Origin of the sequence: Trichlorobacter ammonificans, assembly GCF_933509905.1 — a bacterium.
In the GTDB taxonomy this organism is placed as follows: domain Bacteria; phylum Desulfobacterota; class Desulfuromonadia; order Geobacterales; family Pseudopelobacteraceae; genus Trichlorobacter; species Trichlorobacter ammonificans.
Map to the genome: position 1 here is coordinate 615,670 of NZ_OW150024.1, position 12,593 is coordinate 628,262.

The following is a 12,593-nucleotide window of genomic DNA, read 5'->3' on the forward strand; positions in this document are numbered from 1 at the left end:
CGACCCGCCGGAGACCTAACGACAAAGGCGCCCGTCAACTGACGGGCGCCTTTGTCGTTACCGGGGGAACATAGGATCAATAAACCGTCACGTCACCGCTCAACACCCGCTCCAGGCTGCCGTCGGGACGTTGCAGCAGGAGCGCCCCGTCCCGATCGATACCGCTGAAGGGACCCCGCAGGATGCCGGCGCCGGTATCCACGGCCACCTCACGGCCAAAGGCCGTGGAGCGGCCGGCCCACTCCTCCCGCACCGGGTCGAAGCCTTCCCGCAGAAACCGTTCGTACCCGGCGGCCAACTCCTGAAAGAGGCGCACCGTAAAGACGGACCTGCTGACGGTTGTGCCGGACGCCAGCAACAGCGAGGTGGCGGGGTGCCGCAGGCCGTCCGGAAACTGGTGGGCCTGCATGTTGATATTCACGCCGATTCCCAGGATCACGAACCCTACCCGGTCGGTTTCGGCGCTCATCTCGTTCAGCAGGCCGGCCACCTTCCGTTCCCCCAGCAGCAGGTCATTGGGCCACTTGATGCCGGGATGCAGGCCGGTGACCGCCTCGATCGTCCGGGCCACGGCCACGGCGGACAAAAACGTCAGTTGGGATGCCTCATGGGGGAGTAGGGGAGGGCGCAGGATCACCGAGCAGTAGAGGTTGACCCCGGCCGGCGATTCCCAGCGACGCCCCAGGCGCCCCTTGCCGCCGCTTTGGCTGTCGGCCAGCACCACGGTCCCTTCTGGCGCCCCCTCTTCCGCCAGGCGGAAGGCGTCGCTGTTGGTTGATGAAGTGGCGGCGGCACAGACCAGACGTCGGCCCACCAGGCAGCCGGTAGGGAGCAGGGAGCGCAAGGAGGGCTCGTCCAGCAGGTCGGGGGAGGAAAGGAGGCGATAGCCCCTGGAGGGGGTCGCCTCAATGCGGTGGCCCTCCTCGCGCAGCACGGCAATCTGCTTCCAGACTGCGGCGCGGGTGATGCCCAGTTCCCGGCTCAGGCGACTGCCGGAAAGGTAGTCGTTGCTTTCCCGCAGCAGACGCAGGATGGCGCAGGTCCGGTCGTTCATGCACCGTCCAGCAGCATCGAGATATCCATGGCCCGGGGGGAGTGGGTGAGCGCCCCGACGGAGATGATATCCACCCCGGTTTCGGCGATGGCCCGCACCGTCTCCAGGTTGACGCCGCCGGAGGCCTCCACCAGCGCCCGCCCCGCGATCAGGTGGACGCAGTGGCGCATGGTGGCGCAGTCCATGTTGTCCAGCATGATGATGTCGGCCCCGGCAGCCAGGGCCTCTTCCACCTGGGGAACGGTCTCGGTCTCGATTTCGATCTTGAGCGTATGGGGGATGTAGGCGCGGGCACGGCGGATCGCTTCGGTGATGCCGCCGGCTGCGGCGATGTGGTTCTCCTTGATCAGGATGCCGTCGTAGAGGCCGGTGCGGTGGTTGATGCCGCCCCCCACCCGGACAGCGTACTTTTCCAGCACCCGCAGGCCGGGAGTGGTCTTGCGGGTATCCACGATGCGGGCCGTGGTGCCGGCCACCGCCTGAACGTACCGTGCCGTCAGGGTGGCGATGCCGGACATTCGCTGCAGCAGGTTCAAGGCTACCCGCTCCCCCTGCAGCAGCGACGAGGCGTCACCGCTGATCCGGGCGATGACGGTTCCTGCTGCGATCCGCTCACCATCCCGGCAGAGCGGCTCGAAGCCGACGGCGCCGTCCAGCAGGGTGAAGACGCGGGCGGCAACGGCAAGGCCGGCCACCGTCATCGCTTCCTTGGCCAAAAGTCGCGCGGTGACCGGACGGGGACCGGTGACCACCGCCTGGGTGGTCAGGTCGCCGGTATGGATATCCTCGTGAAGGGCGCTACGGATGATGTTGTCAAGGGTAAGCATGATGGCCTTTCCGAAACAGAAGCTGGCCTTTTATATAGCACGGTGCCGACGGCAGCCGCAACAGTTCCGCAGGGTGTGGCAGCGGCGGAGTGTCTTGACATTCCGCCTGTTCCGGCGGATATAGAGCAGCATCATGCGCGTCCGCCATCTGGTATCCCTGCTGGTGTCCATCGTTCTCGCCGGCTGTGCCCACGGGCCGTTGCACGAGAAGGACTACCAGCTCTGGTGGTGCAAGCGGCAGGGGGGAACCCTCGAACACCGGCTGTCCGACGGTACGCGGGTGGACTGTCTGACCAGGGAGTACGCCGTCGAGGTGGAGTATGCCCCCAAATGGGCCGAGGCGATCGGGCAGGGGCTCTACTACGCCCGGCAGACCGGCCGCAAGCCGGGGGTGCTGGTCATCATGCGTGACAGCGGGGATGAGCGATTTCTGAAACGGCTGCGTTCCGTGGCCAGGGAGCAGGATATCAAGGTCTGGACCGTACGCCCCAAGGACCTGGACTGACCTTCGGAACAACTCAGTCAACGAGGAGAGTAATGAAACTGTTCAGTCTTCAGCGGCGGCAGCTTCTGCCGGTCCCGGCCGAGGATGCCTGGGCATTTTTCGTCAACCCGGCCAACCTGCCCCTGATCACGCCGCCGGACCTCGGCTTCCGGATCACCTCGCCATTGCCGGAACGGATGTACGCCGGCATGATCGTCTCCTATACCGTGACCCCCTTTGCCGGCCTGCCGGTCACCCGGGTGACCGAAATCACCCACCTGGAGGAACCGTTCTTCTTCGTGGACGAACAGCGTCTGGGGCCGTACCGCTTCTGGCATCACCAGCATCTGTTCCGGCCGGTGCCGGCAGGCACCGAAATGACGGACCTGGTGCACTATGCCCTGCCGCTGGGACCGTTGGGACTCCTGGCCGCGCCATTGGTGCAGGCGCGACTTGAAGCCATTTTTGCCTGGCGGCGGGCGGCCCTGGCGGCGCGGTTCGGGTCAGCGGAACAGGCGGAACGCCTTGAGAATGAGGTCGAAAAGATCCGGTGCTGAATGGCGCAGCGGTTCACTGAAGCTGTCGAAGGACCACGTCGTATCGCTGTCGATGCCCCGCAATTCCCGGTGTTGTTCCCGTTCCCGCTGCACTGCCTCCGCACGTTTTCGTTCCTGGTGTTCCCGTTCCAGCAGCCTTCCTCCCAACTTCATCCACTCCAGCAGCTGGCGCAGCTCCCCGCCATCCAGCCAGATGCCGTGGGCCTTGCAGCGATCGACGATGACGCCGCTTCTGGCGCCGAAGTTGACCCGGTGCATAACCTGGGAGCAGGCCGGACATTTGAGATAAGAGACCGGGTAGCGGTCGGGAGAGCGCTGTTCGTTGATCAGCGCCAGTCCGACATGGTCGATGTCGAAGACGTTGCCGACCATCGCCTCCAGCAGGGCGTCCAGTTCGCCGGGATCGAAGAAGAGGCCGAGGCACTGCTCGCAGCGGTCGATCAGAAAACGGCCGTGCAGTTTCAGGTCGAGGTGCTTCAGGCGGATGGTGCAACGGGGGCAGGTGCGCGGTGTGTCGCTTTCGTGGGTGGTGTAGTAGTGAATTCCCCGCAGATCGATGTCGTTACGATTGTTGCAGTAGGCACAGATGAGTGAGCCGGGGGGAAGGGGGGCATTGCAGTTTGAACAGCGCGCCATGGACCGGACCTTTCAGTGCAGAGTCTGCGAACCGGGGAAAGTATAGCGTAAAGCAACGGGAGCGGAAAGGGGGGCTGCCCTTCTCTCCTTGCATGCCCCGGCATCGATGGTATAGATAAAGGTCCATGAATCCGGAAGATAACGAGAAAGCGGCGACCATGCGGGCCATGGTGCTGGAAGCTCCGGGCAGGCCGCTGATAGCGGCCTCTCTGCCGGTGCCGCGACCGGCAGCCGGGCAACTGCTGCTGCGGGTGACGGCCTGCGGTATCTGCCGGACCGACCTGCATGTGGTGGACGGTGAACTGACCGAACCGAAACTGCCGCTGGTGCCGGGACACCAGATCGTCGGCCGGGTGGTCGCTGCGGGGAGCGGCGTGGACCGGTCCGCCGTCGGCCAGCGGGTCGGCGTCCCCTGGCTGGGCGGCACCTGCGGCAGTTGTGAGCACTGTCGTGCCGGTCGGGAGAACCTCTGCGACCGAGCTGTCTTCACCGGGTACCGGGTGGACGGCGGTTTTGCCGAATACTGCGTCGCCGACGCCCGCTTCTGCTTTCCCCTGCCCGAAGGCTACCCGGACCTGCAGGCTGCTCCCCTGCTCTGCGCCGGGCTGATCGGCTACCGCTCGCTGCGGCTGGCGGGCAACGGGGAACGGCTGGGTATTTACGGGTTCGGCGCTGCCGCCCATATCGTGACCCAGGTGGCAGTCTGGCAGCGGCGGCGGGTCTTTGCCTTCACCCGTCCCGGCGACGCCGTGGGCCAGGCCTTTGCCCGCCGCATGGGGGCCTGCTGGGCCGGTGGCAGCTTCGAATCTCCCCCGGAAGAACTGGATGCCGCCCTCATCTTCGCACCGGCCGGCGAGTTGGTGCCGGCGGCCCTGCGGGCGGTGCGCAAGGGAGGTGTGGTGGTCTGCGGCGGCATCCACATGAGCCCGATCCCGTCGTTTTCCTACGACCTGCTCTGGGGGGAGCGCTCCCTGCTGTCGGTGGCGAACCTGACCCGCCGGGACGGCGAGGAGTTCCTGAACTTGGCCCCCACCGTGCCGGTCCGGAGCGAAGTGACCCGCTTTTCGCTGGCCCAGGCCAACGAAGCACTGGCGGCGTTACGGGAGGGGCGACTCGAAGGGGCGGCGGTACTGGTGATCGACGACATCCAGGAGGCTGCTCAAAAACAGCCATCTCGCCGCCGCGGGGCTTCCTCCGGGTGCGACGAGCTGACTGTTTTTGAACAGTCTTGAGTTTTTCAACAACCTGCTAGACGAGGAGGACGTTCGTGATTGATCTTATCCGTAAACGACGCAGTATCCGCAGTTTTACCGGCGAGCCGCTGGACCGGCAGAGCCGCGACCTGCTGATGGAAGCCCTGCTGCGGGCGCCGTCATCCCGCAACATCAATCCCTGGGAGTTCGTGCTGGTGGATGATCCGGCCCTGCTGGTATCCCTGGCCGGAGCCAAGCAGAGCGGTTCCGGGTTTCTGAAAGGGGCGGCCCTGGCCGTGGTGATCTGCGGCGATGAGACCAAATCGGACGTCTGGGTGGAGGACTGCTCCATTGCCGCTATTCTGCTGCAGATGACTGCCCTCTCCCTGGGACTGGGCAGTTGCTGGGCTCAGATCCGGTTGCGCCGTCACGACGGCGAGACCACGGCCGAGCAGTTCGTTCAGAAGTTGCTGGGGCTGCCGGAGCATATCCGGGTGGCGGCGATCATCGGCATCGGCCATCCGGCGGAAAAGCGCGAGCCGTTAGCCGCTGAGGAGCTTGAATACGACAAAATACGCCATAATAACTATGGTAGGGTCGGGGAATAGCTCTCAGCAGAGGAGTTGAAACCCGGGGGAGCCGGTGGTCGCCGGTTCCCCCGGGTTTCAGGGGGTGGGGTCGCTGCCTGCGGCTCGCGGCAGCGACCAGTTGTAGCGCACCGCCAGCAGGCGCAGCACGATGACGGTGCCGGCCGACAGCAACAGACTCCAGGCGTGGGGCAGGCTGGTATGGCGGTGCAGCAGATAGAGCAGGGCACCGCCGATCAGACAGGCGGAAGCGTAGACCTCTTTCTGCAGCACCATCGGCACCCGGGCGGAGAGCAGGTCGCGAACCATGCCGCCGGCAGTGGCGGTCATGACCCCCATCATCACGGAGCCGACGAAGCCGAGGTTGAACTCCAGCCCCTTGCCGGTGCCGATCACCACGAAGGTCCCCAGCCCCACAGCGTCGAAATAGGTGAGCGGATGAAGCATGCGGTCAAGGCGGCGGTGGAACAGAAACACCGCCAGGGAGACCGCCAGCGAGAGGTACAGGTAGGTTTCATCCTTGAAAATGAACGGCGGCGTATCCCCCAGCAGCAGGTCACGCACGGTGCCGCCGCCGGTGGCGGTTACCAGCCCCAGCACCAGCACGCCGAAGATATCCATGTTGCGACGAATGCCGGCCAGGGCGCCGGAGGCGGCAAAAGCAGCGGTGCCGAGCAGATCGAGGGCGTAAAGCAGGGTCATGGATTCGTCTTTCCGCTGATGGTTCAGGAGAGCCGGAAGCCGGCGCCGGCAAACTGGATGTTGGCCGGATCGTCGCAGCGGGGGGGCGAGACGGCGTGGACGCCGCCGCAGGCGGGACAACTGGCCACAAAGGTGGTCAGGGTAAAGCCGCTGCCGCATCCCTGGCAGGCGGTGGGCAGGCCGCCGCCGGGAATCTCCCGTGTTCTCAGGCTGCCGCCGTGGGCCGCAGCCACGAATTCAACCAGTTCCCTTCCTTCAGCAAACGGCCCTGCTCCGGCGGCGTGGCCGCATCCACACTGTCCCATGGTTGGTACTCCTTTGTTGGTGTCAGGTAACGGCAAGCGCAGGCTCCCGTCCATCACGAACTTTTGCCGAAATGTGCGGGCCGCGCCATGACCGAAATCAAAAAGCTGCCGCCAGACAGAGCAGGCAGGCGACCTCGGCGGTCTCGCCGCCGAAGCCGACGATGTCGCCGGTGATGCCTCCCAGCCGTTGACTGAAATATCCACGAACCGCCGTGCCCCACAAACAGACCACGAGCAGGGCAACCATCCCCCGCGGACCGGCGATGAACCAGCAGAGCGGCAGCACGGTAAAGCTTGCCAGCAGCAGCTGCGTCCGACCGATACCGGCGACAAAGGCTGCCCCCAGACCGTCGTGGCGGGCGCTGGCGGCACCGGCCATGACCAGCACCATGCTGAAGCGGGCCAGGGCTGGAACCAGCAGCAGGGCCTGCCAGCGCATGCCGGCGGACACCGCCAGCAGGGCGGCATATTTCAGCCCGATGCCGGTCACCAGTCCCACCACCCCCACGGCCCCTACCCGTGAATCCTTCATCACCGCCAGAAACCGCTCCGTGCTCCCCCGGGCCGCCAAGCCGTCGCAGACATCGGCCAGACCGTCCAGGTGCAGGGCACCGGTCAGAACCGCCAGTAGGGCGATCAGCAGAGCATCCGTCAGATGGCGCGGAAAGAGGGGAGACAGTACCTGATCCGCCAGCAACAGCAGAGCGCCGAGCGTCAGGCCGGCAAGCGGGAACCAGGCGGTGGAGCGCCCCAAGTCGCCCGATTCGAAACGGGAGCCGGCCGGTAGCGGCAGGATGGTCAGGAAGCGCAGTGCAGTCAGGTAATGGCCCATGGTCGGGCAGTGTGCGTCAATGCCGCGGCTTCGTCAAGTGCCCTGTGGAATATGCCGCTGTCATGTAGAATATTCTTCAGTTTCATGCCCGCGAGGGGGGCGCTTCGGTGAGCCCACCTCTAGAACTGCCTGAATTTACAGGCTGCGGCACGGCGCGGGGAAGGTTGGCACAGCTCTTGTAGTTATCATGACGGTCACGCAGCACTGTACCCCATGCATAACCAGCGAATTACCCACAAAGGAACGTCCGACCATGAACAGCAACAAACTGATTACCGCTATGATCGCCTGTGCCGTGGTGGCCTGGCTGATTTACCTGTCGTTCCACGTTACCACCGCCAGTGCCGCCAGCGCCGTGGCGGTGCTGAAAACCAGCGGTATGACCTGCGGCAGCTGCTCCGAAAAAATTACCGGCGCTCTGAAGGCGGTGAAAGGGGTCACCCACACCGAGGTGGACCTGGGGGGCGGTTACGTGATCGTGGGCTTCGACGCTGCCGACACCACGCCGCAGCATCTGGCCGAGCGGGTGAGCAAAACCGGCTACGGCAGCACGGTGCAGCAGGTGTTGACACCGGAGCAGTTCCGGCAGATGACCGGCAGGGATATCGGCCGGATGGCCCGCGCCGGGGGCGGCTGCGGCTGCTGCTCCGGTGGTGGTCCCGCTGCACAGCAGCAACAGTGATACGTGGTAGCCGTTCAACATCCCGGTAAGGAGCAAGCAATGTTCAGATCAGTAACAGCGGCAGTTGTGGCATTCGTGGTGGTCGCGGCCACGGTTATCGGTGCCTCGGCCTTTTCCTTCGGCAAGTACGAAAAGGTAAAGGTGGTGAACGGCGCGGTCTCCATCCCCACCGCCAAGGTGAACGACGGCAAGGCCCGCTATTTCAAATACAGCGATGGCGGCAAGGAGATCAGCTTCTTCATCGTCAAGGCAGCGGACGGCACCTTCCGTACCGCCTTCGACGCCTGCGACGCCTGCTTCCGCGAGAAAAAGGGGTATGAGCAGCACGGGGACAAGATGGTCTGCAAGAACTGCAACATGCGCTTTGCCACCAACCGGATCGGTCCCCACGCCGTGGGGGGCTGCAACCCCTCCCACCTGCCCAGCGTCACCAGCGGCGGCACTATTGTCATCAAGGCTGATGACCTGCAACAGGGGGCTCGGTACTTCTGATGAAGCTGCATACCATTTCCCTGAATAACCTGAAGCGGCGCAAGGCGCGGATGGCCTTCCTGACCATCGGCCTGATGGTGGGGATCGCCACCGTGGTCACCCTGATCACCCTCACCCGTTCCATGTCCGGCGACATCGAGCGCAAGATGGATGAGTTCGGCGCCAACATCCTGATCACCCCCCGCAGCAACGGGCTTTCCATGACCTACGGCGGCATCAGCCTGGGAGGGGTTACCTTCGACCAGTCTGAAATCCATGAGGAACAGTTGGCCGCCATTCGCACCATCAAAAACAAGGCGAACCTCTCCTCGGTGGCCCCCAAGGTGCTGGGGGGGATCACGGTGGGGAGCCACAACGTGCTGCTGGTGGGGGTCGATTTCGAGAACGAGCTGAAGATGAAGCAGTGGTGGCAGATCTTCGGTGAAGCGCCAAAGACGCCCCAGGAGCTGCTGCTGGGAAGCGATGCCGCGAAAACGCTGCACCTGGGACCGGGAGACAGCCTGACCCTGAAGGGAGAGACCTTCACCGTCAGCGGCGTCCTGGACCAGACCGGCTCCCAGGACGACGCCCTCATCTTCGCCACCCTGCGCAAGGCCCAGAAGCTGCTGGGCAAGGAAGGGAAGATCACCCTGGTGGAGGTGGCGGCCCTCTGCCACGGCTGCCCCATCGGCGACATGGTGCTGCAGATCGCGGAAAAGCTGCCGGACGCCAAGGTAACCGCCATCCAGCAGGTGGTGGAGAGCCGCCTCAAGGCCCTGGACCAGTTCAAGCGCTTCTCCTACGCCATGGCCACGGTGGTGCTGTTCATCGGCTCGCTGATCGTCTTCGTCACCATGATGGGAAGCGTCAACGAGCGGACCGTGGAAATCGGCGTCTTCCGGGCCATCGGCTTCAGAAAAGCGCACATCATGCGGATCATCCTGCTGGAAGCGGCCCTGGTCAGCCTGCTGGCCGGCCTGCTGGGCTACGCCCTGGGGATGGGCAGCGCCGGGCTGGCGCTCCCCTACATGGCGGAAAGCGCCAACGCCGTGCTGGTAAAGGACTGGTGGATCGGCGCCGGTGCCATCACCCTGGCGCTGGTGACCGGGCTTGTGGCCAGTCTCTATCCGGCGCTGCATGCGAGTAAAATGGACCCGACGGAAGCGCTGCGGGCACTATGACGGCGCGCCGGTTTCCGCTATCCCGGCGTCAGATTTTGCGGCACGCCCGTGCGGCGTAGCGCTGCGACGCCGTTGCGGCGCCTCTCACCTTCCGTGGCCCAGCGCACACGTGAACGCCGAAACAAAGGAAAGCACGGTAATCAATATGTCGTTGATAAAAATTGAAAATCTGAAAAAGCGGTACACAAGCGGTGATGATGTCGTAGAAGCGCTGCGCGGCGTGGATATCGAGATCGCCGAGGGAGAGTTCATCACCATCATGGGGCAGTCCGGTTCCGGCAAGAGCACCCTGCTGTCGGTGCTGGGGGGGATGAACCATCCCACTTCCGGCGAGGTGGAGATGGCCGGGGTGAAGCTGTACGAACTGGCGGGGGAGAAGCTGGCCGACTTCCGGGCGCAGAACCTGGGGTTCGTTTTCCAGTCCTTCCACCTGATTCCCTACCTCACCGCCGCCGAGAACGTGATGCTCCCCCTGGCCATCGTGAGCATGAAGTCGGCGGACAAACGGGCCGCGGCTGCCGCGGCGCTGGAGCGGGTGGGGCTGGGGGGCAAGCTGGACCGGCTGCCCAACCAGCTTTCCGGCGGCGAGCAGGAGCGGGTGGCCATTGCCCGGGCCATCGTCAACAACCCCGGCATTCTGCTGGCTGACGAGCCCACCGGCAACCTGGACTCGGCCACCAGCGACGGGGTGATGGCCCTGTTCCGGGAGCTGAACGACGCAGGCCAGACCATCGTCATGGTCACCCACAACCCGGACAACGGCAGGTATGCCGACCGCACCATTCAGCTGAAGGACGGCAGGGTGGTGTAATACCGCCTCCCTGTCAAAGCCCCTCCTGCGTTGGCTCGTCATCGGCTTCTCGAAGCCATCTGGTGCTCCGGTGGTTAAATGTACGAATCGTAGGGGCGGCGCTTGCTCCGCCCACAATCAGGGCGCGGCAAGCAGCGCCCCTACAACAGAATTTGAATATTTTGTCGCCGAAACAATAAATGATCTGGAATTGGTAAATCGTGCAGCCGTGCGGTATAAGGGAATCATGAAACCGTCACGCGTCCGCATCCTCCTGCTTGCCCTGGCCATCCTCGGCATCAGCCTCGTTCACTACGTCACACCGCTGCATCTCCATTACCTGCACGACGTCTTCCAGCGTCTCTACTACCTGCCGATCATCTTCGCAGCCCTCTGGTTCGGGCTGCGGGGCGGGCTGGTCTGTTCCCTCGTCGTCAGCATCGTCTATGCTCCCCATATCCTCTTCCAGTGGGGCGGCACCCTGACGGTTGAGATGGAAAAATACCTGGAAATCCTGCTCTACAACGTGGTGGGTGCAGTCACCGGCCTCCTGGCCCAGCGGGAGCAGGAGCGGGCGGAGGAACTGCGGAAAACGGCGCAAGGGCTGGAGCATTCCTATCGTAAGCTGGAGGAACAGTCGGAGCGGATCATTGCCATTGAGGAACAGTTGCGCCGGGCCGAGCGCTTGTCCACCCTGGGGGAGATGGCGGCGGTGCTGGCCCACGAGGTGCGCAATCCCCTGGCTTCGCTGCGGGGCAGTGCCGAAATCCTGCGGGACGACTACCGCCCCGGCGATGCCAAGTATGAATTTCTCGATATGCAGATCCGGGAAACCGAGCGGTTAAACCGGGTGGTGGAGGAGTTTCTGCGCATGGCCCGCTCACGGCCCACGGACCTGAAACCGTGCCGTCTGCGGGAAGAGCTGGAGACCATCATCACCCTGACCGTCGGTGAGGCCCGCAAGCGGCAGGTGGCGCTGGCCCTGCTGCCCGGCGGGGATAGCGCTACGGTGCTGGCCGACGGCGACAAGCTACGCCAGGCCTTCCTGAATGTCGTCATCAACGCCCTGCAAGCCACTCCGCCGGGGGGGAACGTCACCATCGCCATCGCCGACAATGGGCGTGAGGTGTGCTTCAGCGACACCGGCCCCGGTATCCCGCCGGAGGCACTGGAGCGAATCTTCGAGCCGTTTTTCACCACCAAGCAGGACGGCACCGGCCTGGGGCTGGCGGTGACCCGCAAGATCATCGAGGCCCACGGTGGCACCCTGGCGGTGGAGAGCGAGGCGGGACAGGGAACGACGGTGGTGGTACGGTTGCCGGAGCCGGAAGAGGTAGCGTAGCGGGCAGGTTTTGCCCTGTCCGCTACGCTACCCGAGGGTGCCCGTGCCGTTACAAGCTTACCGCAACGCCCCGGCTGCGGAGATAGTCCTTGACCTCCCTGATGCGCAAGGTTCTGAAATGGAACACCGAGGCCGCCAGCAGGATCTGCGCCCCGCCCTGCACCACCCCTTCGTAGAAATGTTCCAGGGTGCCGGCGCCCCCTGAGGCGATGACCGGCAGGGTGACCGCATCGGCGATCGCCCGGGTGAATGCGAGATCATACCCTGCCTGCGTGCCGTCGCCATCCATGCTGGTCGGCAGGATGACGCCCGCGCCCAGTTCCTGGCAGCGGCGAGCCCACTCCACGGCATCCCTGCCGACCGGCCTGGTGCCGCCGGAGACCACGAGTTCGAAGCCGGAGGGCATGGCGCTGTTTCTGCGCGCATCGATCGCCACGGTGATCCGGTCGGCACCGAATTCGCGGGCAGCGTTTTCCACCAGCCCAGGATCGCTGACCGCGGCACTGTTCATGGAGACCTTTGCGGCGCCGGCATCAAGGGTCATCCGGATATCCTCCATGCCGGCAATGCCGCCGCCCACCGTCAGGGGGATCGAAATGACGGACGCCACATTCCACACCCATTCGAGGCGGGTTTTCCGGTTTTCAAGGGTTGCGGCGATGTCCAGCATGGCCAGTTCATCGGCCCCTTCGCTTTGATAATAGCGGGCGTTCTCCACCGGGTCGCCGGCATCCCGCAGGTTTTCAAAATGAACCCCCTTGACGATGCGCCCGTTCTTCATGTCGAGGCAGGGCATGATCTTCACCACTGACATAGATTCTCCTTTCCTTAACAGGTTGTTGAAAAACAGCCATCTCGCCGCCGTCTTCAAAAGCCCGCGTGCGCGGCGTAGCGCTGCTAGGCCTCCGTGGGGCTTTTTACGGTTGCGACGATCTGACTATTTTTGAACA

General features: G+C 64.3%; 16 protein-coding genes. 9 read left to right on the plus strand and 7 right to left on the minus strand.

The window, feature by feature from the left end; translation table 11 throughout:
• Positions 1–76: 76 nt before the first annotated feature.
• Entirely contained in the window at positions 77–1,054 is a 978-nt protein-coding gene (locus RAK07_RS02720; protein WP_305731316.1) for a biotin--[acetyl-CoA-carboxylase] ligase, read from the minus strand.
• A complete protein-coding gene (gene nadC / locus RAK07_RS02725) occupies positions 1,051–1,881 on the minus strand; it encodes a carboxylating nicotinate-nucleotide diphosphorylase (RefSeq protein ID WP_305731317.1) in 831 nt (276 codons plus the stop codon). Before nadC ends, RAK07_RS02720 begins: the two co-directional genes overlap by 4 nt.
• A 133-nt stretch (positions 1,882–2,014) precedes the next feature.
• Between nadC and RAK07_RS02730 the strand changes: the two genes are divergently transcribed.
• Positions 2,015–2,386 carry a hypothetical protein gene (locus RAK07_RS02730; protein WP_305731318.1) on the plus strand — a complete coding sequence of 124 codons (372 nt, stop codon included), beginning with the start codon at positions 2,015–2,017 and terminating at the stop codon, positions 2,384–2,386.
• A 32-nt stretch (positions 2,387–2,418) separates the two neighbouring features.
• Positions 2,419–2,922 carry an SRPBCC family protein gene (locus RAK07_RS02735; protein ID WP_305731319.1) on the plus strand — a complete coding sequence of 168 codons (504 nt, stop codon included), beginning with the start codon at positions 2,419–2,421 and terminating at the stop codon, positions 2,920–2,922.
• Here the strand turns inward: RAK07_RS02735 and RAK07_RS02740 are convergent.
• Positions 2,869–3,558 (minus strand): TFIIB-type zinc ribbon-containing protein, encoded by a 690-nt coding sequence (locus RAK07_RS02740; RefSeq protein WP_305731320.1) that lies wholly within the window; start codon positions 3,556–3,558, stop codon positions 2,869–2,871. The two genes, RAK07_RS02735 and RAK07_RS02740, sit on opposite strands and share 54 nt — an antisense overlap.
• Before the next feature lie 125 nt (positions 3,559–3,683).
• On the opposite strand from RAK07_RS02740, the gene RAK07_RS02745 reads away from it, so the two are divergent.
• Together RAK07_RS02745 and RAK07_RS02750 are read left to right on the plus strand one after the other, a co-directional pair.
• A complete protein-coding gene (locus tag RAK07_RS02745; protein ID WP_305731321.1) occupies positions 3,684–4,790 on the plus strand; it encodes a zinc-dependent alcohol dehydrogenase family protein in 1,107 nt (368 codons plus the stop codon).
• 35 nt (positions 4,791–4,825) lie between these two features.
• Positions 4,826–5,359, plus strand: coding sequence for a nitroreductase family protein (locus tag RAK07_RS02750; protein WP_305731322.1), 534 nt, complete (start codon positions 4,826–4,828; stop codon positions 5,357–5,359).
• A 57-nt stretch (positions 5,360–5,416) separates the two neighbouring features.
• Here the strand turns inward: RAK07_RS02750 and RAK07_RS02755 are convergent, their stop codons facing one another.
• The 3 genes from RAK07_RS02755 to cobS all read right to left on the minus strand — a co-directional run bounded on the left by RAK07_RS02755 (position 5,417) and on the right by cobS (position 7,177).
• Complete coding sequence (locus tag RAK07_RS02755) at positions 5,417–6,040, minus strand: trimeric intracellular cation channel family protein (protein WP_305731323.1); 624 nt, start codon at positions 6,038–6,040, stop codon at positions 5,417–5,419.
• A 23-nt stretch (positions 6,041–6,063) separates the two neighbouring features.
• Complete coding sequence (locus RAK07_RS02760) at positions 6,064–6,345, minus strand: hypothetical protein (protein WP_305731324.1); 282 nt, start codon at positions 6,343–6,345, stop codon at positions 6,064–6,066.
• 97 nt (positions 6,346–6,442) lie between these two features.
• Entirely contained in the window at positions 6,443–7,177 is a 735-nt protein-coding gene (gene cobS / locus RAK07_RS02765; RefSeq protein WP_305731325.1) for an adenosylcobinamide-GDP ribazoletransferase, read from the minus strand.
• A 253-nt stretch (positions 7,178–7,430) separates the two neighbouring features.
• On the opposite strand from cobS, the gene RAK07_RS02770 reads away from it, so the two are divergent.
• The 5 genes from RAK07_RS02770 (at position 7,431) to RAK07_RS02790 (ending at position 11,643) form a co-directional block, all read left to right on the plus strand.
• The gene (locus RAK07_RS02770) at positions 7,431–7,859 is read left to right on the plus strand and encodes a heavy-metal-associated domain-containing protein (protein WP_305731326.1); all 429 of its coding nucleotides are present in this window, start codon (positions 7,431–7,433) and stop codon (positions 7,857–7,859) included.
• A 39-nt stretch (positions 7,860–7,898) separates the two neighbouring features.
• Positions 7,899–8,351 carry a DUF2318 domain-containing protein gene (locus tag RAK07_RS02775; RefSeq protein ID WP_305731327.1) on the plus strand — a complete coding sequence of 151 codons (453 nt, stop codon included), beginning with the start codon at positions 7,899–7,901 and terminating at the stop codon, positions 8,349–8,351.
• Positions 8,351–9,511: an ABC transporter permease gene (locus RAK07_RS02780; protein ID WP_305731328.1), complete on the plus strand. Its 1,161-nt coding sequence runs from the start codon at positions 8,351–8,353 to the stop codon at positions 9,509–9,511. The genes RAK07_RS02775 and RAK07_RS02780 overlap by 1 nt, the downstream gene beginning before the upstream one ends.
• A 145-nt stretch (positions 9,512–9,656) precedes the next feature.
• Positions 9,657–10,322 carry an ABC transporter ATP-binding protein gene (locus RAK07_RS02785; RefSeq protein WP_305731329.1) on the plus strand — a complete coding sequence of 222 codons (666 nt, stop codon included), beginning with the start codon at positions 9,657–9,659 and terminating at the stop codon, positions 10,320–10,322.
• A 226-nt stretch (positions 10,323–10,548) separates the two neighbouring features.
• A complete protein-coding gene (locus tag RAK07_RS02790; protein ID WP_305731330.1) occupies positions 10,549–11,643 on the plus strand; it encodes a two-component system sensor histidine kinase NtrB in 1,095 nt (364 codons plus the stop codon).
• A 49-nt stretch (positions 11,644–11,692) separates the two neighbouring features.
• Here the strand turns inward: RAK07_RS02790 and hisF are convergent, their stop codons facing one another.
• Positions 11,693–12,457, minus strand: a complete 765-nt coding sequence (gene hisF / locus RAK07_RS02795) for an imidazole glycerol phosphate synthase subunit HisF (RefSeq protein ID WP_305731331.1) — start codon at positions 12,455–12,457, stop codon at positions 11,693–11,695.
• Between the last annotated feature and the right edge of the window lie 136 nt (positions 12,458–12,593).

Coding starts and splice junctions, on each gene's coding strand:
- RAK07_RS02720 (WP_305731316.1), bottom strand. CDS start 1,054: ATGAACGACCGGACCTGCGCCATCCTGCGTCTGCTGCGGGAAAGCAAC.
- nadC (WP_305731317.1), bottom strand. CDS start 1,881: ATGCTTACCCTTGACAACATCATCCGTAGCGCCCTTCACGAGGATATC.
- RAK07_RS02730 (WP_305731318.1), top strand. CDS start 2,015: ATGCGCGTCCGCCATCTGGTATCCCTGCTGGTGTCCATCGTTCTCGCC.
- RAK07_RS02735 (WP_305731319.1), top strand. CDS start 2,419: ATGAAACTGTTCAGTCTTCAGCGGCGGCAGCTTCTGCCGGTCCCGGCC.
- RAK07_RS02740 (WP_305731320.1), bottom strand. CDS start 3,558: ATGGCGCGCTGTTCAAACTGCAATGCCCCCCTTCCCCCCGGCTCACTC.
- RAK07_RS02745 (WP_305731321.1), top strand. CDS start 3,684: ATGAATCCGGAAGATAACGAGAAAGCGGCGACCATGCGGGCCATGGTG.
- RAK07_RS02755 (WP_305731323.1), bottom strand. CDS start 6,040: ATGACCCTGCTTTACGCCCTCGATCTGCTCGGCACCGCTGCTTTTGCC.
- RAK07_RS02760 (WP_305731324.1), bottom strand. CDS start 6,345: ATGGGACAGTGTGGATGCGGCCACGCCGCCGGAGCAGGGCCGTTTGCT.
- cobS (WP_305731325.1), bottom strand. CDS start 7,177: ATGGGCCATTACCTGACTGCACTGCGCTTCCTGACCATCCTGCCGCTA.
- RAK07_RS02770 (WP_305731326.1), top strand. CDS start 7,431: ATGAACAGCAACAAACTGATTACCGCTATGATCGCCTGTGCCGTGGTG.
- RAK07_RS02775 (WP_305731327.1), top strand. CDS start 7,899: ATGTTCAGATCAGTAACAGCGGCAGTTGTGGCATTCGTGGTGGTCGCG.
- RAK07_RS02780 (WP_305731328.1), top strand. CDS start 8,351: ATGAAGCTGCATACCATTTCCCTGAATAACCTGAAGCGGCGCAAGGCG.
- RAK07_RS02785 (WP_305731329.1), top strand. CDS start 9,657: ATGTCGTTGATAAAAATTGAAAATCTGAAAAAGCGGTACACAAGCGGT.
- RAK07_RS02790 (WP_305731330.1), top strand. CDS start 10,549: ATGAAACCGTCACGCGTCCGCATCCTCCTGCTTGCCCTGGCCATCCTC.
- hisF (WP_305731331.1), bottom strand. CDS start 12,457: ATGTCAGTGGTGAAGATCATGCCCTGCCTCGACATGAAGAACGGGCGC.